This is a genomic window from Bifidobacterium pullorum subsp. saeculare, assembly GCF_016899725.1.
Classification (GTDB): domain Bacteria; phylum Actinomycetota; class Actinomycetes; order Actinomycetales; family Bifidobacteriaceae; genus Bifidobacterium; species Bifidobacterium pullorum_C.
On sequence record NZ_JACLYU010000006.1, the window covers coordinates 69,735 to 88,170 of the forward strand.

Annotated in this window: 14 protein-coding genes; all 14 read right to left on the minus strand. The window is 62.8% G+C overall.

Annotated features, from left to right (window positions below; genetic code table 11):
* Positions 1-4: 4 nt before the first annotated feature.
* On the minus strand, positions 5-1,015 hold the full coding sequence (locus H7U32_RS04800) for a glycosyltransferase family 2 protein (RefSeq protein ID WP_204468557.1): 1,011 nt from the start codon (positions 1,013-1,015) through the stop codon (positions 5-7).
* Positions 1,012-2,205: a glycosyltransferase gene (locus H7U32_RS04805; RefSeq protein ID WP_239457516.1), complete on the minus strand. Its 1,194-nt coding sequence runs from the start codon at positions 2,203-2,205 to the stop codon at positions 1,012-1,014. Before H7U32_RS04805 ends, H7U32_RS04800 begins: the two co-directional genes overlap by 4 nt.
* A complete protein-coding gene (locus H7U32_RS04810; RefSeq protein ID WP_204468559.1) occupies positions 2,202-2,798 on the minus strand; it encodes a hypothetical protein in 597 nt (198 codons plus the stop codon). The genes H7U32_RS04805 and H7U32_RS04810 overlap by 4 nt, the downstream gene beginning before the upstream one ends.
* A gap of 34 nt (positions 2,799-2,832) precedes the next feature.
* Positions 2,833-3,819, minus strand: coding sequence for a glycosyltransferase family 2 protein (locus H7U32_RS04815; protein ID WP_204468561.1), 987 nt, complete (start codon positions 3,817-3,819; stop codon positions 2,833-2,835).
* Complete coding sequence (locus H7U32_RS04820) at positions 3,820-4,833, minus strand: nitroreductase family protein (protein ID WP_239457517.1); 1,014 nt, start codon at positions 4,831-4,833, stop codon at positions 3,820-3,822.
* Between the two features lie 2 nt (positions 4,834-4,835).
* A complete protein-coding gene (locus tag H7U32_RS04825) occupies positions 4,836-6,032 on the minus strand; it encodes a polysaccharide pyruvyl transferase family protein (RefSeq protein ID WP_204468563.1) in 1,197 nt (398 codons plus the stop codon).
* A gap of 37 nt (positions 6,033-6,069) precedes the next feature.
* Complete coding sequence (locus tag H7U32_RS04830; protein ID WP_204468564.1) at positions 6,070-7,203, minus strand: glycosyltransferase family 4 protein; 1,134 nt, start codon at positions 7,201-7,203, stop codon at positions 6,070-6,072.
* Positions 7,200-8,378 (minus strand): hypothetical protein, encoded by a 1,179-nt coding sequence (locus H7U32_RS04835; RefSeq protein WP_204468566.1) that lies wholly within the window; start codon positions 8,376-8,378, stop codon positions 7,200-7,202. The genes H7U32_RS04830 and H7U32_RS04835 overlap by 4 nt, the downstream gene beginning before the upstream one ends.
* Positions 8,375-10,108, minus strand: a complete 1,734-nt coding sequence (locus H7U32_RS04840; RefSeq protein ID WP_239457518.1) for a glycosyltransferase — start codon at positions 10,106-10,108, stop codon at positions 8,375-8,377. The genes H7U32_RS04835 and H7U32_RS04840 overlap by 4 nt, the downstream gene beginning before the upstream one ends.
* The gene (locus H7U32_RS04850) at positions 10,105-11,208 is read right to left on the minus strand and encodes a glycosyltransferase family 4 protein (protein ID WP_239457519.1); all 1,104 of its coding nucleotides are present in this window, start codon (positions 11,206-11,208) and stop codon (positions 10,105-10,107) included. Before H7U32_RS04850 ends, H7U32_RS04840 begins: the two co-directional genes overlap by 4 nt.
* Before the next feature lie 45 nt (positions 11,209-11,253).
* The gene (locus H7U32_RS11005; RefSeq protein WP_204468569.1) at positions 11,254-12,696 is read right to left on the minus strand and encodes a polysaccharide biosynthesis tyrosine autokinase; all 1,443 of its coding nucleotides are present in this window, start codon (positions 12,694-12,696) and stop codon (positions 11,254-11,256) included.
* 168 nt (positions 12,697-12,864) lie between these two features.
* The gene (locus H7U32_RS04860; protein ID WP_204468571.1) at positions 12,865-14,766 is read right to left on the minus strand and encodes a DUF4012 domain-containing protein; all 1,902 of its coding nucleotides are present in this window, start codon (positions 14,764-14,766) and stop codon (positions 12,865-12,867) included.
* 152 nt (positions 14,767-14,918) lie between these two features.
* On the minus strand, positions 14,919-16,082 hold the full coding sequence (locus H7U32_RS04865; protein WP_204468573.1) for an ATP-binding protein: 1,164 nt from the start codon (positions 16,080-16,082) through the stop codon (positions 14,919-14,921).
* 751 nt (positions 16,083-16,833) lie between these two features.
* On the minus strand, positions 16,834-18,420 hold the full coding sequence (locus H7U32_RS04870) for a sugar transferase (protein WP_204468575.1): 1,587 nt from the start codon (positions 18,418-18,420) through the stop codon (positions 16,834-16,836).
* Positions 18,421-18,436: the final 16 nt, after the last annotated feature.

Sequence of the window (18,436 nt, forward strand, 5' to 3'; positions counted from 1 at the left end):
GATGTCATTCCTCCCAACCTCGCATATAAATCCGCCACAGCCATCGCGCATTCACCAGCATCAGCATCTTGAGCCGCCTGGTCAGGCCGGCATGCGGCAGACCGTGCACCAGATGACGGCGATATGCCGGTTCCGATGTCATAGACATGATGTCCTGGATTCTCCGGCCGATCGGAACATCATGCGCTCCGGCGATCTGGGGGATGATCCACCCCACGTCATTGGCGATGTGATGGTCCAGGCTTTTCAGTCCTTCCTTCCCCAGACGTCCATCGAAGAATCTCAGCTTGCTGCGATTCGCCGCAATGACGTTGACGACCTTCGCTTCCGAATACACCGTCGCCATACCCGAGTCCATGTGCCGGTACCGGTACATCGCCTCCGCCATGGCGCAGACGCGAGGTCTGTTCGCCAGTGCCCGGAGGTTGAAGTCCAGATCCTCCTCGTACACCATGGTCTCGTCGAAACGCAGCCCGTCGATGACGGATCTGCCGAACAGCTTGCCCCAGGGCGGGCTGAGATAGTCATGGTCGAGCAGATAGGCCAGATTCTCGTCGTAGGACGTCCCGTCGCAGACCATGTCATGGTCGATGGCCGAGGTCCGCTGCACGCTGCCGTTCTCGTCGATATACCTCTTCCCGAAGATGACCACGGCACTGTCCGTCGCCTGCATGGCGGCGAGTGCCCGTTCCACGGCCTGCGAATCGAGGACATCGTCGCTGTCCACGAACATCACGGCGTCTCCCTGTGCCATGTCCAACCCGGCATTGCGCGCAGCCGATGCGCCACCTCCAGATGTGTGGGAGACGCGCACACGGCTGTCCCTTGCCGCCCATGCGTCGCACATTTCCGGGCAGGAATCCGGGGAGGCATCATCAACGAGCACAATGTCCAGTTCACGATACGTCTGCCCGGTCAGAGAGGCGACGCACTCGTCCAGGAACCGTTCGGCCCGGTATACCGGAACGATGATGCTGACCAGCGGCCGGTCCATGTTGTCCGTGCGGTTCGTCATCGGCCCGCCTCCGCATGCGTCAGATAGAACTCCTGAAGCCCGGCAGCCACGTCGGCCATCTCATAGCCGGCGGCCCTGACCTGTGCGACCCGATTGGCACGGGGCCTGACTTCGACGAACTTCCGGTCGATGGCCCATGCCCAGCTCTCTGCATCGCTTCCCCGGGGCACGAAGGTCATGAGGTCGCTGGCCCTTACCTCGGGGGGCACGTTGCCTTCCGGAGCGAAGGAGGGGAGTCCGGCGCACTGCGCCTCGATGTAGACGATGCCCAGCCCCTCAAACCTGGATGGCAGCACGAAGGCATCCATCGCCTGATAGAGGTCGGCGACATCCGTGCGCTGCCCCAGCATCAGGACGGAGCCTGTCAATCCAAGGTCAGTTATGCGCCGTTCGACGGCGTCCCGCAGCACGCCATCGCCGACGATGAGCAGCTTCGAGTCAGGCTGCATGCGGTGGTACCGGTCGAAGATGTCGATCAGGAACAGCGGGGCCTTCTGCTCGCGCAGGTTGCCGCAGAATCCGAGCACCGTCGTCGTGCGTGCGATGCCCAGTTCGTGCCGGAGCCGGTTGCGGACATCGGCGTCGAAGGCGAAGACGGCGGTGTCGATGCCGTTGCGGATCCAGGTGAACGGCCTGCCGGGAAACATGAATTCCGCGGCCTGCGCCGAGCAGGCGAAGTAATGCGTAGGAAGGGTGTTGATGTCGTGGTTCACGCTGCATGTGCGCAGCCGCCATGCCAGCTCGTGCACCGGGTCCGTATACGCATGCGATTCGGCTATGTTGTGCGAGTGCAGGATGCGAAGGCCGATGCCGGCGCGCTTCGCATACCGCAGCGGGAAGGCGTAACGGAAGTTCGCGTTGACGTGCACGCCGGCAAACTCCCGATGCTCAGCGAAGAACTCCGCAAGGCATCGGCGGGATCGCACGAAGGACTCCCGCTGCGGCACCATGACCCGGTACACATGTCCGCCCAGGTCACGAATCTCGTCCTCGAACGCCAGCTTCCCCTCGTCATGGGCCTGCAGGAAGTCGAACTGCACCTGAGACCGGTCGATATGGCGGTACACCCCCATGAGAAAAGTCTCCAGACCGCCCAGCCCGGTGGTCATGCCCCACTGAAGAATACGAATAGGCTTATGTATTACGCTCATCACTTCATCTGCTCGTCTGTCAAGAGATTTTTGCTTCAAGATTTATAAAGTCGAGCTGGAACACCAATCAGAGTCCCCCCCTGGCAAGAACAAGATTTAACAACCACCGCTCCCGCACCAATCGTCACATCATCAGCAATCGTAATTCCACCTATAGCAGTGGCACCCATACCAAATTCAACATTGTCGCCGATAACTGGAGTTGCCCAGTTTTTTTCGTCTTTCACTCCAGTCATACCACGATTCCCGATGCAGTTACGACCATGCAGATGAAGATTTTTACCGATTCTCGCATGACCATTTATAATGATACCTTCGTGATAGATACGTAAACCAATATCACAACAATTCTCCGCAATGCTGATTCCAAGTCGTCCTCCCGCATTGTTTTTCATGCGATATTTCCATAGAAATATCAGATAGTGGAATAGTGAACGATGGCGATTGTTGAACCAATATTCACCAACACGTAAACGCTTCTGAAATCGCCATATTTGAACCTGAATATCATTCGTCAAATACAGATACCAGCGCTTCTGTCTATTTCGAGGAATATAAAACGTTCGCTCAACATCAAGAAATCTTTTAAGATCACCCCTGGTAACAATATTCACATTATTATTCTCTACCATATAAACTATCCCTTTCCATATCCACATACCCTTATCACTTGCCGCGCTCACTTAACGCAACATACAGACGCGGCATATGCGCCATAGTAAAGATCTTGGCTTTCCTGCCACAGCCGAGCGCAGGGTTAGCATACACGGGCCGTGCGGCACGGGCCAGATCTTTGCGGCAGTCACGGATCACCGACCGGTCGACTCGCATGCGCACCAAGTCATGCAGCACGTCATAGCGCCCCTGCATGGCGAAGTATGCCAGCGCATGATCATCCTGATATCCGGTTTCCTGGAGCAGACTACAGCAGGCATCTGCAATTTTGGCTCTGTCCAAAGAGTGTTCATTAAATTTTGCTGTGGTAATGGATCCTGGCCGCAGCGAATAGTGATACAGCGACGCAGGATTGAAATACAGACCTCGCATCCGCGGATACACCTGGGCCAGCATGTAATAATCCTCGTTATTGAGACCTTCGGGGAAGCGGACGGCATCGTTTCCCCGGAAGAAACGCGCATCATACAGCTTGTTCCAAGAAGCGCTGGCCATGCGGTTGCGGTGGTACAGGAAGTCGTGCACCGCCTGCTGCGAAGTGAAGCTCCGCTCTGGATAATGCGCATCGAACGGTTCATGCCGTCCGTCCTCATACTCACGCATGGTGCCGCACATCACCACGTCGGCATCCTCATGCCTGCGCATCCACGCCGCCATGGTCTCATACATTGTGGAATCAATCCAGTCGTCGCTGTCCACGAAGCCGACCAGTTCGCCAGTGGCAACATCCAGCCCGGCGTTCCTCGCCGAGGACAGTCCGCCATTGGCCTTATGCGCCACGCGGATGCGCGTATCCCGCTGAGCCCATGCATCGCACATGGCAGGGCAGGCATCCGGTGAACCGTCATCCACCAGGATGATCTCCAGATGCCGATACGTCTGATTCACGACGCTCTCGACGCAACGGTCAAGATACCGCTCCACCCCATACACGGGGACGATCACGCTGATGAGCGGAATGTCAGTCTCCGTTCCCATTCAATGCACCGTCACAATCTGTTCGGCCTCGAAACGACGTGACATGCATGTCTTGCTTTCCTCGGGGAAGTGCCCGACTGCCACATACATCACCAGCAGTTCGTTGTCCGGCAGATGCAGCAGCGAACGCGTCTGGTCGTCGCGCTGCATCGGCAGCATCGTGTTGAGCGGGCATGCAGCCAGCTGCCGCTCCTCCAGCGACAGCAGCAGCGACATGCCGAACAGGCCGGCGTCCGTGAAACCTTCGTTGCGTTCGTCCTGGTTCATGAAGGCCCAGGTGTCCGCAGTGAGCAGCACCAAGGCAGGAGGCGTCGGATAGCCGCGGAAACCGCCCTGCACGGCCAGCAGGCGACCGATCAGATCACGGTCCGTAGTGATGTGCACACGCGTGGGCTGGCGGTTGCACACCGACGGCGTGCGCATCGCCACCCGCACCGCGGCCATGATGTCATCCACGCTCACCGGTTCATCGGTAAATTCACGGATGGAATGCCGCGCCTCCGACAGCGCGGAGAACGGCAGACTCGCATTGTCCGCCTTGTCGACGGCGCGAATGACGATGTCCCCACCATAGGTGCCATCTGCCGCTCCGATCTCCTGCCAGAGGTCTAAGGGGAACAGCTGGCGCATGTACCCCAGGTCGTAGTCCGCTACCTCATGGCGCTGCCGGTACTCGTGTAGCGCCGACAGCGCGGAACGATACACGCCATCGCCTGCATACCCGGGCTCGGATTTGCGCAGCTGGACCAGCAGCGGCGCAAGCTGGGCAAGCACCCCCTTGCCGAATCCATAGCGGAAATCGCTGTGGCTCAGCCCCTTCTCAATCTGATGGGTGAAATAGATGATGCGCGTACGCATCTGTTCCACCCCCGTGCAGCCACGCCGTGCATAATTGCGGCGGAACCGCTTCATCTGCCGGAGGGTCTCCCGACGCAGCTTCACATCGGCTTGCACGCCGCGCGCCCAGGCGATCACCGGTTCGGGAATGGCCCGCTTGATTGCATCCTTCATCATTCTCACATCTCCTTGCCGGATTCATCGGCTCGGCTGTCCGTATGCCCTGTCACAGACTTCCCCGTCAGCGCCGCCTCAAGGAACGCCTTCGACCGGGCGACCTCCGCCCCCAGACGCTCGCTCACCGGGCCGTAGTCAATCACGCCGTCGTCCCACGGCTCGCCTTCGATGAGCTGGCGGCTCTCCAGTCCGCACAGGGCGAGCAGCGAGCTCATGCGGTCGTCCATGTTCACGGTGCCGTTGTGCTTGCCTCGCACCACGTGGAACTGCTTGTGGAAGTTGATGGAGAACGCGGTGCCGTGGAACGAGGCTGAGAGCACATGCTCGGCGTGGCGGATCAGGCTCAGGTAGTGGTTGGGCGCGGCCACCTCGAGCAGGTGGAAGCCGTACTTGCGCAGCCCGTACGACTTGTTGCCGGTGAACATCACGTACACCGGCAGCCCCCCCCTGCGCTCGGCGAAGGCCTGCACGGCCCTGGCCGCCGAGTCGTTGAGTTCGATCGAGTCGATCGCATAGTAGAAGATGTACGGCTCGTCCACCAGCCGAGGCGCGGTGATGCCGTCGTATGCGTCCCCGTCGAGCAACAGCGTCGGGTCGATGACCTGTTCCACATGCTGTTTCACAAGCGGCTGGAGGTATTCCTGGGCGCTGCGCTCACGCACCGAGATGGCCTCGTAGTCGGCCAGCAGCGTGGCATAGTGATTCGCAAGCTTCTGGTCGCCACGCTTGTCCAAGATATGCCCGCCCATACTGGAGGCGTAGGAGATCTTGCGCCTGCCATGCACGAAGTCCAGCAGATAGGCGTCCGAATAGTCCCAGGCGTCCGTGTTCCAGATCTGGTCGGAGCCGGAGACGAAGGTCTCGTAGCGGTCATTCAGCTCCGCCAGCTGCGCGTCATCGTCATAGGACTTCGGCGTCAGCATGAGCGCGGAATGGATAAGCGACGTGAAGTCGTCGTGCCGGCGCTGGATGAGCTTGTGGTGAAACAGCGCATAGATGTTCTTCGCCACATCCTTCGGCCCGTGCACGGTCTTGTACACGTCGTACAGATACCGCTGGCGCGGCGTGGAGAAGTCGATGATGTCGCAGCTGTAGCCCAACGCCTCGATGGCCCGCTGCGTGGCGTACGCCTGCAGGAAGGAGCCGTTGTTGTGCGCGGCATGGTAGGTGATCAGCGCGACCTGTTTGGTGTCCGTCATGTCGTGTCCTTTGTCCTTGCTCTCTCGGTCTTCTCGCTCAGCCGGCGTTCGTCTCATGCCGCGGCTGCTCTGTCAGCGATGCCAGCAGCGCCGTCCACTGCCGAAGGATGGCCGTGCGGTCGAAGCGTTCGGCGCCAGCCACGGTATGTTCCGCCATGGCCGCACGCTTCGCGTCATCGTCGATCAACGCGGATATGGCCTCGGCCATCGCCGCTATATCAAAGCAGGATATCAACACCCCATTGACGCCGTCCTCGATGATGTCGCTCGGCCCTGTCGGGCAGTCAAAGCTGACAATCGGCAGCCGGTGGGCCTTGGCCTCCAGCAGCACCATCGGCAGTCCCTCAAAGCGCGAGGTGAGCACGAACATGGCCGCCTTGCGGTACCAGTCATCCATGTTCTCCACACGTCCCTGGAGGATCAGCCTGCCTTCCAGACCGGCCTCGGCGATCTTCCGCTCCAGCATCGGACGGTCCTCGCCCTCTCCCAGGATGACCCAGGTCCAGTCGGGGTGGCCGGGCAGCACGCGCGCAGCCGCGTCCACCGCCATGTCGAAGCCCTTCTGGTAGGTCAGGCGGCCGGAGCTGATGATGAGGTGCGAGTCCGCGTCGTACACCGGCTCGGGTTCCACAGCGGTCATCGGATTGGGAATGGCCACAATCGGGCACCGCAGCTTCAGATACCGCTCGTAGAGCTTCCTGTCCGCCTCGGTGAGCGTGACGATCGCGTCGGCGGAACGGGCCGCCCAACGGCGGGTGAGCTTGCGGTACGGCACGCTCGGGTTCTGCAGATAGTTGAAATGCTCCCAGGAGACGACCTTCACACCAGTGGCACGCTTGACGGGCAGCGAGTACATATCAAGGATGCCGTCGATGTCCACCAGTACGTCGAAGTGCTGTTCGCGGACCATACGCCTGAGCCGTGCGCAGGTGTCGAAGTAATGCTGGATGCCGTGCGTGGGCACAGGATACAGCGTGAACCGGCCGATGCGACCATCGATGGCGAAGAACGGCCGGTCCGCTTCCTCGAACAGGCTGACGAAGGAAACCCGCCACTCGCCGGTCTCTGCCAACGCATTGGCGATCATCACACTCACATTCTCGGTGCCACCGGAACGTGTGATGTCCCCGGAGAAGAATGCGATATGCGGTACCGAGCTCTGTGCGATCATGCCAGTTCCCTTTCCATCTGTCGTTCCTGTTCAGTGAGAGGAATCCGCTGGTACCGGTTGAGCACAAGCAAATGCAGCACCGGGAAGGTGGCCGCCTCGTGGCGTGTCCAGGAGCCGAAGTCCGGCTCGAAGAGGAACGACGCCAGCGCATAGCCGATGAATACGCACAATGCCAGGAACACCGTAGGGTCATTAAGCTTGTTCATCTGCCGCAGCAGATTGACCAGGTACACGGTCACCAGCACCTGGAAGATGAAGAACGGCCAGTAGTACGGCCCGCGCAGCGCCAGTTCCAATGGAATCATCATGCGGAATGCGTCGATCACATAATTGGCCATGAACACCGGCAGGCCGCCGCCGGGAACCCAGTTCTGGATGAAGGTAGAGGAATCGGCGTTGCCGTCCATCGTCGTACTGTATGAATCCCGCAGCGTCATCACCTGGTTGTACTCATCGGGCATGGCCACACTGGACACCGCCAGCACCAGCCAGATCGTCACGAACAGGGTGACACAGATCTGCACCACCGTGCCGGCGGTGAACCGCTGCACCGTGGTGCGGAAGAACGTCAGAATGGCGTACACCAGCAGTACCAGCGCCGCGATAAGCACATAGTATTCCCGGAAGAACGTGCTCTCGTACCATAGCACCGCCGCGCTGAGCACGACTTTGAGCGTCGAGCTCCGTAGCGGCAGCAATAGAATCGCATACACCGCGAAGAAGAAAAAGAACTGGATCACATCCTTGCCGATGGTGAACACGTAGATGTTGAGCAGCCCAACCGTGGCGAGGATGAACACCGACTGCATGAGGTCCGGCGCGTCGGCGCGCAATGTCATGAACACCATGACCAGCGTCAGCAGGAAGCCCAGCGCGATCGACCAGTCCAGCATGGTCTCGAACCGGGGGATGTTGAGCGAGGCGAACAGATCGGAGGCAACGCGGTAGCTGCCTTCCCATTCCTTCATGCCGCTCTGGTCACCGATGCCGAGTGTGGCGTTCGTCATGCCCAGGATGCGATTGTTGTCGTAGAAGTACTTCGGCGGCAGAATGAACGCCACCAGCCCCTTGGCCACGAGCATCACCAAGATGATGAGCACGGCCATCACCAGCCGCACATGATTGTCCCTCGCATGCCTGAGCCGGCGGCGTTCGGTCCGGCGCATGCCGCTCATGACGCCCGGCCCTCCGCGGCGCGCTGCTCGGACAACGCCTGCCGGTAGAAGCGCTGCAACCAGGCGGCGTTCTCCACGATGTCGAATCCGGCGGCCTTCACCCGCTCAGGCCCGGCGGCACGCGTGCCGTCCGCCTTGTCCGCGGCATGCCGGTCCGCCTGCCCGAGGATGCGCCGCGCCCATTCGGCCGGAGCCGCGTCCAACGCCACGATCTGCGTGGTGCCGGTCACATCGCACTGCCGCGGCACACGGTCACTGATCGTGCACGGCAGGCCGGCCGCCTGCGCCTCGATCATGGTGACGGGCAGGCCTTCGAACAGGCTGGGCAGCACGAACGCGTCCATGCCCTGCATGATGCGCTCCACATCGGAACGCACACCGAGGAAGCGTACCGCGTCATCCAGCCCCAGCTCATGCACTTTGGCACGCACCTGGTTCTTCAGCGCGTCGTCGAGTTCGCCGCCGCCGACCAGCCACAGCACGCTGTCCGGGCGCTGATCGTGCACGGCCTTGAAGATGTCCACCAGGAACAGATGGTTCTTCTGCGGGAAGAAACGCCCCACATGCCCCAGCACCAGCGTGTTGGGGTTGGTGACGCCGAACTCGGCGCGCACCGCGGCGGCCACAGCCGGGTCATAGCGGTACCGGGCCGTGTCGATGGCATTGCGCTGCTGGACCACCCGGCCGCGGTTCTTCTCACCGAACAGCCAGTCGCCGGCCTCCTGCCCACAGGCGAACATGTAGTTGCAATACTTCGGCAGCCGCAGGCGGAAGTACTCGCGGAACACCGATTTCAGCGTGAACCCCACCGGACGGTTATGCGCGTGGGCGATGCGCACGGGCACACCCATGCGCTTGGCCACTTTGAGCCCGAAGTAGCTGCGCTCCTCGAGGTTCGAGTGGATGACCTGGTACTCGGGGTGCGCCTCGAGGAAGGCGCGGAACTCGCGCTTGTACCGGCCGAAGTACTGCGGGTACATCGGGCACATGCGGTACACACGCCCGCCCAGCTGCTCGATCTCGTCCTCGTAGGCGGCGCGGTACGGGCGGTTGACCAAGAAGTCATAGGTCACCTGGCTTCGGTCGAAATGCCGCAGATAGTTCATCATCATCGTCTCGGCGCCGCCGCGGTCCATCACCGTGTCCAGCACGAGCACCCGCATCGGAGCGGCCTGCCCGGCGTCGGCGGAGGCCGAAGCCAGCGTGGCCGGCGCGGCGGGCACGGCGGCCTGCGCCGTCTTCGGCTGGCGCACCGGCGTCTCCACCAGCTCCGTGTGCTGTCGCACCACCGTGTCCGACGGAATGTCATGGTCCACCGTACATCCGGCGCCGATGACCACGTTGTCTCCGATGGTCACGCCCTTGAGGATCGTCACGTTGGAGCCGATCCAGCAGTGGCGGCCGATCGAAACCGGCGCCTCGCTGTACCCCTGGTCCTTGATCGGCAGGCTCGGATCGGCGAACCGGTGGTTGTGGTCGTACACATGCACGTTCTCACCGAAAATCGTCTCGGAACCGATTCGAATGGACTTGCGCGCGTGCAGACCACAGCCGTTGTTGAAGAACACGTTGTCGCCGATGGCGATCTCGCCGCCGTGCTCCACCGTGGCCTGGAAACCGCGGCGCATGTGCAGACCCTTGCCCCAGCGCATATGGCGGCCGTACACCACCCGGTACAGCGCTTTGAGCAGCAATCCGGTGATGCGGTACCACACCTTGATCAGAATCATTCGTCCGTTCCCCTCTGTTCGTACCGCGCGGCGATATGGTCAAGCATCCGCCGCACCGTGAACCGCTCCAGATATGTGGCGCGCACGCGCTCACGGCTCGGCGGGTCGTCCAACAGGCCGAGCAGCGCGACCGCACCGGCCTGCACGTCGCCGACGGGGAACAGTGTGCCGTTCTCTCCCTCGATCACCACCTCGTCGTTTCCGGTGGTGCGGGTGGCGGCGATCGGCACGCCCGCGCGCAACGCCTCCACGAGCGAATAGGGCATCCCCTCGTACAGGGAGGTCAGCAAATAGGCGTCGAAGGCCGTGACCAGCCGGTCGGCGTCCTTCCGGTAGCCGAGGAAATGCACGCGGTCGGCCACGCCGGCCTCGCGCGCCGCCTGGCGCATCCGCTCCTCGAAGTCGCCGTCGCCGATGTACGCGAAGTGCGCGTCCGGACGGGCCTGCAGCACCTGGGCGGCGATGCGGACCGACGTCATCGGATCCTTCTGCTCCACCAGGCGCGCGGTCACGCCTGCCACCGGCACATCCTGCGGCAGGCCGAGCGCCTCGCGCGCCTCGGCCTTGGTGGGCAGGGGGATGTCGGCGATGCCGTTGTACACCACCTCGAACTTATCCGGGCGGTCGAGGTGTTCCGCCAGGGCGGCGCTGCGCTCGCCCTGGGAGACGTTGAAGGTGAGCGTGGTGGCGTGGCGGCTCAGGAAACGCTCGATGCCCACGAACACCATGCGCTTCTTGCCGCCGAACTCCGGAGCCAGGAAGGCATACGCATGCGGCGTGTAGAACACCTTCCCCACCCCGCACAGCTTGGCGGCCACACGTCCGATCGCGCCGGCCTTGGAGCTGTGGCAGTGCACCACATCCGGGCGGATGTCGCGAATCACCCGCCGCACGAACCGCAGTGCGCGCGCTTCATGGGCGGGGCTGATCTCGCGCACCAGGTCGGGGCAGCCGAGTACGCGGGCTCGCTGGCGCAGGCGCGGCAGCGCGGCGGCGAAGTAGTCGTCGACGCGCGACGTGCCATGGATCAGCGTGATCTCGAAGCGCTCCGGGTCGAGCCCGTCGATCAGATCCACCACATGGCGGCTGCTGCCGCCCATCGACTCGATGATCAACAGGAGTCGGATACGGCGAGGCATGGGCGGTCACCGTTCCCTCGGCTCGTCCGAGGCGCCGGTCGCCTCGGCCGCTCCGGACTTCGCCGCACGCGGCGCCTTGCCATGCCGTTTCTCCGACTTCTCGTCGCTGTACTTGTAGTAGTAGTCCTTCTTGGCGAGACGAGTCTCCTTGACCATGTTGAACACCGCGCCGGCGGGAGCGACGTTGATCATCGCGAACTCCCGCGCGGTGTCACGCAGCAGCTTCTTCAGACCGGTGCCCTGGCCGACCACCATCAGCAGCGTGCAACCCTGACGGGCGAACACCGCCGCGTCGTTGGCCACGGACATCGGCGTGGAATCCACGATCACATTGTCATACTGCTGGGATGCGGCGGCCAGCAGCTTCTCCATCGCCTGCGAATTGATGAGAATCGAGGGGTTGCCGTGCTGCTCGCCGGCCGGCAGCACATGGAAGTTGGGCTTCCAGTACCGCTGCACCGTCTCGTCCAGCGAAGCCTGGCCGGCCAGCACATGGGCCAGGCCCACCTTGCCGTTGATGTCCAGCATGTTCGCCACGGACGGTTTGCGCAGATCGGTGTCGATGAGCAGCACGCGCTTGCCGCTTTCCACGATGGCCGCGGCAAGGTTGGTGGCGATCGTGGTCTTGCCCTCGTTCGGGCCGGCGGAGGTCACCACCGTGACGTTCGGCATGGCTGCACGGTCCGGGGAGATGAACACCAGGTTCAGGGCCAGGCGGCGGATCGTCTCCGCGGCGCGTCCGGCCGGGTTGGAGACCACCACCGGCGCGCTGCCCTTGAACACCGAGGTCTTGGGGACGGAGACCACCACCGGCGCGCCGACCGTGCGCTGCACGTCCTCCTCGCGGCGGATCTTCTTGTCGGAAAACTCGGCGACGATCACCGCGAGGAATCCCAGCACGATGCCGGCGAGCAATCCGATGAACCACATCTTCGTCACGTTCGGGGCACTCGGCTTGCCCGGGGTCTCCGCCTGCTTGATCACCGAAAGGCGCAGGGTGGCCAGCACCCCCGTCTTGTCGCTGGCGAAGCTATCGTCCGCGATCTGCCGGGTCAGGCTGGTGTACACGGTGTTCGCGATGTCCGCCGCCTGCTTGGGGTTGCTGCTGGTGGCGCTGATGGTGATGAAGCCGTTGGCGTCAGCCACGGCACTGACTTGGCTGGCCAAAGCATCCACGGAGGTGTTGAGCCCCAGCCTGTCGATCACCGGCTGCAGCACCGCCGGCACCGTGGCCAGGCGCGTGGCGATCGACGTCATGCCCGAAGCACTGTCGCTGGTGCTGGTCTGGGCCTGGCCGGAGGAGCTGGTGGCGATGGCTGTCATCGACGCCGTGTACTGGGGGGTGCTCGTCGCCACCAGTCCACCGGTGACGCCCAGCGCGACCAGCAAGGCCAGAACGCCTGCGATCCAGTGTTTCCTCAGTATCTGCACGATCTCGGTGACGGTCACGGTTCTTCTCCTCGTGTTTCCAGGCAGCGGTCGTCCCGGACTCATACACCATATCGGGGAACGACTTGACCCCCTCATCATAGCCCAGCCCTATAATGCCCGTATTAAGGGGGTGCTGGCACACGTCCGGTGAGACTAGGGTGAGGCTGGGAATCGCGGCAGCGCCGCTCACAGCAGCGGCGTCTGGGCCACCACCAGGTCCGCCGCATTCGGCGTGGCCGCGGTCTGCACGCTGAGCGTGTACGTCACCGACTGGCCCGGATCCAGCACAAAGGCCTTGGCTCCCACCGTATGCCCGTCATGCGTGGTGAGCAGGTCGAAATCGCCGCCGTCCGGCAGCTGCCAGCTCACTAGCCGGCCGCCGGCGGGCGTGTAGTGGAACACGTTCACGCCCAACTGGCCGGGAGTGATGCCATGCGCGCCGTCGCCAAGCACATACGCCGGCGTGGAGTCCACGTCCGCCGGGTCCAAGGTGTTGGTGAGGGTGACGTTCACCGTCCACACCTTGGAGCCGTCCGCATTGGCATGGTCGAGCGTCACCTTTGTGCGGCGGTCCAGATACCAGTCCATCTTCGACTGGCCCAGGTCGTTGAAGTAGATGCCTAGCTTCGGCTGGGCCGGGGTGTCGTTGAGCATGCCCGCCACCGCCGTGTCTTCGATCTGCCGCTGCTCCGCGCCCTGGGCCGACCACAGCAGCAGATGTCCGCCGCCGACAGCCTGGCGCATGGCGCCGACCAGAGCCATCACATTCGCGTTCGCACCGTCCACGATGCGCGCGAACGACGCGTGCGCGGCCCGGGCGAAGAACTCGTTCTGCCAGTTCGCATCCGCCGACTTGGCATAGACCTCGTGCAGCAGCACCTTCGCGGCGTTCTGCCCGTCCAGCGTCATGCCGTCCACCGTCACGCCGCCCACGGCCCCCAGCAGCGACTGCAGCAACACCGGATCGAGTGCGATGACGCCGTCGATGGTCTGCCCGGGATTCGCCTGCTCCCACATGGCCTTGGCGATGGCGGCCGCCCTGGGGAATTCGGGGGTCAGATTCACATCGTGAGGGATGCGGCCGAGCGCATCCGTATACAGGTTCGTCTCCTCCGACTCCAGCGGGATGACTGGCTGGTCGAGGATGGGCAGCTGGGTCTCGGGGATGAACTCGCCGAGCGTCATGCGCCCGCCCGCCACCGTGAGAGTGCCCCACGATCCGGGCAGACCGCCGGTGGCACGCAGCTCGGCGTTGTTCTGCGCCAACACCAGGTAGGTGCGCGGTTGGCTGTTGTTAAGGTCAAGCATCGAGGGAGCGACCGTGGCGAACCGGGACAGACCGTCCGTAAGATCCGCCACGGTGCCGATCAGGGCTTTGCCCTGTTCCAACGCATCGGTGACCGCGCCGATATGCCCCGGCTGGATCTGCCTTAGATCGGCGGCGGCCTGGGTCATCACCGGATTCGCCAGCTGCAGGCTGGGCGCCGCATCCGCCAGTCCCGGCAGGCTCACCGTGCCGCCGGTGATGCCGAATTCGGCGGGTTTGATGGAGCCGAGCGCATTGCGCAGCTGCGGCATCGCATCATTGGCCACGGTGTTGGCCACATGAATCATGCTGCGCGCCGCTTTGACGTCCTTGCCGTAATACGGCACCCATTCCAGAGGCTTCCAGCCCGGATTCCCCACCCAGGTCTCGATGCCGTTGATCGAGTCGGACAATGTGTCCAACGCCGTTGCCGCGGCGGTGGTGTTCACATTGCCCAGGTTGCCGATGTCGCTCAGGGAGGTGAGCTGCCTGACCGCCTGGACCGCGCTCTTGGCCTCGCGCAACGCCATCAGCGCGCTCACGCCCAGGAAGGCGAGGTACAGCAGCAGCACGGTGAACACGCTGCCGATGATGATGCGGCGCCTGCGGCGGCGCCGTTGTTTCGCTGCACGGATACGCCCTCGGCGCGACGGTTTGCGCCGGCGGTCATGCGGGTCGTCGATCACCACGGACAGGTCCGGCGCGACCACCGTCTGCCCGGCTTTCTGATCCGGCGGCTCGGGAGGCTGCTCCGCTCCCCCCAGCGTATCCTGCAAATCCATGGTGCCCCATGGTAGTCATGATGGGATCCTATAGCCAATGGGGGGTGTTGAGAGCCGGATGAAGGAATATCCCCCCGTCCACGCGGCGGATTGTCCCAGTCGGGGTGCTTCGCAGAGGGCCGGCACATAGGCCTTACGCTCAGTACGCGCCCTTATGGCTGGGCACGGAGCCAGTCGGCGGCGCTCAGCACTCGTGCTCCCCTGCCCTGGAAGCTGTCGGCGACCCGGGATACGACGTAGCGGCTGTCCTCCGGCACACCCAGCATCTCACCCACATGCCCCAGATTCCTGGCGAAGCGGTCGTGATAGGTCTGTCCGGATTTGATCTCGATGAGTTCGATCCGGTTGGGATCCGTGGCGTCGATGAGGTCGACCTCGATCTTGCTGTCGTCCCGGTAGAAGAACAGGCCGGGGGTCTTGCCCTCGTTGAAGTGCTGCTTGAGGGTCTCGGCAACGATGAGATTCTCGAACACCATGCCCAGGTACGGCGAGACGAGAAGCTCGGAAACGGTTCTCACGCCAAGCAGATGACACAGCAGACCCGTGTCATGGAAGTACAGCTTCGGTGTCTTGGTCAGACGCTTGCGCACATTGGCGTGATAAGGCATGAGCTCGAACGCGATATAGCTTGACTCCAGAATCGACAGCCATGAGCGCACCGTGGCCGTGCTGACCTCCACGCCGTCCGCCAACTTGGCATAGTTCACCAGATTCCCGGCATTGAGCGCGCATAGGCCGAGGAACTTACGGAAGGAATCAAGATTGCGCACGTCCAGGTAGTCGCCGGCATCGCGCTCGACATACGTGGACAGATAGGCGTCGAAGAAGACGTCCGTGGGCATGCCTGTGACATGGAGCCTGGGGAAGCCACCCCGGAACATGAATTCGTCCACGGTCAGCTCGGGCTTGACCGCCACCGCTTCGTCATATCCCAACGGCAGCAGGCGCAGGATGCCCACGCGTCCGGCCAGAGACTGGGTGATGCGCTTGAGCAGCAGGAAGTTCTGTGAGCCGGACAGAATGTATTGGCCGGGCGTATTGCGCTCATCGGAGACGACCTGGATCATGGAGAACAAATCCGGAGCGTACTGAACCTCATCAATGAGGACTCTGTCGGAACGATTCCGGATGAAGCCCACGGGATCGTCGAGTGCTGCCTTTCGCAGTTGCGGATCCTCGAGATTGAGATAATCGTAGTCAGGGAACACATCCCGGACCAGCGTTGATTTGCCGCTCTGACGAGGTCCCGTCACCGACACCACGGGGAACCACTCAGCCAGCTGCCTCGTCTTGTCCGCAAGCTTTCTGGGAATCATGACGCCCCTCACCCTCAGATCGTATCCGTAACCTTCTGCCGAATACAGCAAAATTACCACAATCAGTAAATAGAGACTACCACGATCGATAAGTAGGAACGCTCATAATCAGGCTCTTCGCATTTTCGCGTGCGTGCGTTGTCGCCGGGGTGTTGTTTCCGGAGGTGTGGAGGTGTTTCCGATGTGCGTCCGCCGCCCCGGCATCACACGCATACGGCGAACCGTACGCTTACACGCCGCCACAGTACGGTTCGCCGCATGGCCTTCGTATCAGTGCGGCGAACCGTACGCTGGGCGGGCGCTGCGCGGGCCGCGTGAGGATTTGAGCGGGCTGTGCGAGATCCGGCCTGGGCGACAACGCATGGATCGTTGGGATCGGGATGCGCCGTGGTTGAGTCGAACGGACCTTGAGCATGAACAATCGTGGGCCCGGCCGACAGGAAGGACAGCCGGTACGGTGCCAAGGCCGCCCTGACCCACCGGGCCCGCGGAATCCTCCTAGGAAGACCGGGCCGCCCTCGGCGAGCAGGCGGAAGGCCCGGCTTGAGCACCCGCGCGGCATCGCCCAGGACTTCCGCGGCATCACCGGCCACGTCCAACGGAGCCCGCTGCGCGGCGGAGGCTTACGCCGACTCGCCCTGGACCGGATCCGTGCCCCTCGCGCATAGCAATGCGAAGAGCCCATAATCGATGCGCTGCACGATGAGTTCGCAAGAGAAACACTGCAGCATAAGCCACATGGGCCTTACGCTCAGTACGCGCCCTTATGGCTGAGCACGGCGCCGACGGTGCGCAGCAGGAGCACGATGTCGCCCAGGATGCTCCAGCTCTGCACATAGCCGACATCCAGCGCCTCACTCTCCTCCTCGGAGAGATCGGAGCGGCCGGACACCTGCCAGGGGCCGGTGATGCCGGGCTTGACCAGCATGCGCGTGGCATACAGCTTGTTGTACCGCGCGTACTCCTCCGGCAGCGGCGGGCGCGGCCCCACCACGGACATATCGCCCTTGAACACGTTGAGGAACTGCGGCAGCTCGTCAATCGAGAAGCGGCGGATGAAGCGCCCCACCGGAGTGATGCGCGGATCGTCCTTCATCTTGAAGATGAAGCGGTCGTCCTGGCCGGTCTCATGCGCCAGCTCGGCCTTGAGCGCATCCGCGTTCACCACCATGGAGCGGAATTTGATCATCTTGAACGGCTTGCCGCGCAGACCGATGCGCGTCTGCGTGTAGAACACCGGACCGTGGTCCGTCAGTTTGATCGCGATCGCCACCGGCAGTGTGACGATCAGCGAGCAGACGATCGCCAGGGAGGAGACGATGAGGTCGAACGCGCGTTTGAGCGCCAGGCTGTACGGCGAGTACTGCGCCAGGCGCTGCGTGATGATGCTCACGCCTTGGATCGAGCGGATGGAGAGTTCGTGGCTGCCCACATCCGCGGTCGACGTGAGCATGGCCACCTCGAGGTTGAGGGACTCCATGCGCACGGAGAAGATGTTGAAATTATCCGAATACCGTTTGATCACATCGGTGACGAGCACCGTCTGGGCGCCGAGCTCCACCACATGCTCGGCCATGCGGCTGTCATCGTAATCAAGCACCGGCAGCGGGCTTCCCCAGTTGTCCCGCACTTCCTTGGCCACCACAGCCGCGTCCGGATCGGCCTCGATCAACTCGGTCGCGGGGTTGAACCGCACCGGGCACACCGCCGACGGCCGGTAGTTCAGCTGCGAACGGTTCGCCAGGAAGCGCAGCGCGTTGCCGATGCCCTCGGGCGATCCCACGATCACCGTGCCATAGGCATAGGCCCCTTTGTGGCGTTCCCGGGTGATGAGCATCCGCGAGACGGCGCGGCCGCCCATCACCACGATCCAGGAGGCCAGCGTCATCACCGTCAGGGTGCCCAATCCGAGCGTGAAGCCGAACACGAAGCTGATGGCGCACATCACCACCCAGCTGCTCAGCATGCCCTTGAACAGCAGCACGTTGAGCTGATAGCCGTCGCCCATCACATGCCGGTGGTACACCCCCACCGCATGCAGGCAGATCACGGACACCACGCCCATCACCAGGAGGTATACGACCGCCGGAATCACCAAGCCGAGTCGCAGGGACGCCACCCCGGCCCACTGGCCCATAAGCAGCAGCACCGTCTGGCTGGCCACGATCACCATGGCCGCATCCAGCAGCATCAGCGCCAGATTGATATAGAACCGCCAATGGACCGCGCTGGACAGCTGTTTGCGCCGCAGCTCGTCCAACTGTTCACGATTCCACACCGGCGTGGTTCCCGCCTTGGGGACACGTGCGCCGCCAGCGGAAGTCGCGAGCCTAGCCATTCTCTTCCTCCTCGTC

Coding starts and splice junctions, on each gene's coding strand:
- H7U32_RS04800 (WP_204468557.1), bottom strand. CDS start 1,015: ATGACGAACCGCACGGACAACATGGACCGGCCGCTGGTCAGCATCATC.
- H7U32_RS04810 (WP_204468559.1), bottom strand. CDS start 2,798: ATGGTAGAGAATAATAATGTGAATATTGTTACCAGGGGTGATCTTAAA.
- H7U32_RS04815 (WP_204468561.1), bottom strand. CDS start 3,819: ATGGGAACGGAGACTGACATTCCGCTCATCAGCGTGATCGTCCCCGTG.
- H7U32_RS04820 (WP_239457517.1), bottom strand. CDS start 4,833: ATGATGAAGGATGCAATCAAGCGGGCCATTCCCGAACCGGTGATCGCC.
- H7U32_RS04825 (WP_204468563.1), bottom strand. CDS start 6,032: ATGACGGACACCAAACAGGTCGCGCTGATCACCTACCATGCCGCGCAC.
- H7U32_RS04830 (WP_204468564.1), bottom strand. CDS start 7,203: ATGATCGCACAGAGCTCGGTACCGCATATCGCATTCTTCTCCGGGGAC.
- H7U32_RS04835 (WP_204468566.1), bottom strand. CDS start 8,378: ATGAGCGGCATGCGCCGGACCGAACGCCGCCGGCTCAGGCATGCGAGG.
- H7U32_RS04840 (WP_239457518.1), bottom strand. CDS start 10,108: ATGATTCTGATCAAGGTGTGGTACCGCATCACCGGATTGCTGCTCAAA.
- H7U32_RS04850 (WP_239457519.1), bottom strand. CDS start 11,208: ATGGGCGGCAGCAGCCGCCATGTGGTGGATCTGATCGACGGGCTCGAC.
- H7U32_RS04860 (WP_204468571.1), bottom strand. CDS start 14,766: ATGGATTTGCAGGATACGCTGGGGGGAGCGGAGCAGCCTCCCGAGCCG.
- H7U32_RS04865 (WP_204468573.1), bottom strand. CDS start 16,082: ATGATTCCCAGAAAGCTTGCGGACAAGACGAGGCAGCTGGCTGAGTGG.
- H7U32_RS04870 (WP_204468575.1), bottom strand. CDS start 18,420: ATGGCTAGGCTCGCGACTTCCGCTGGCGGCGCACGTGTCCCCAAGGCG.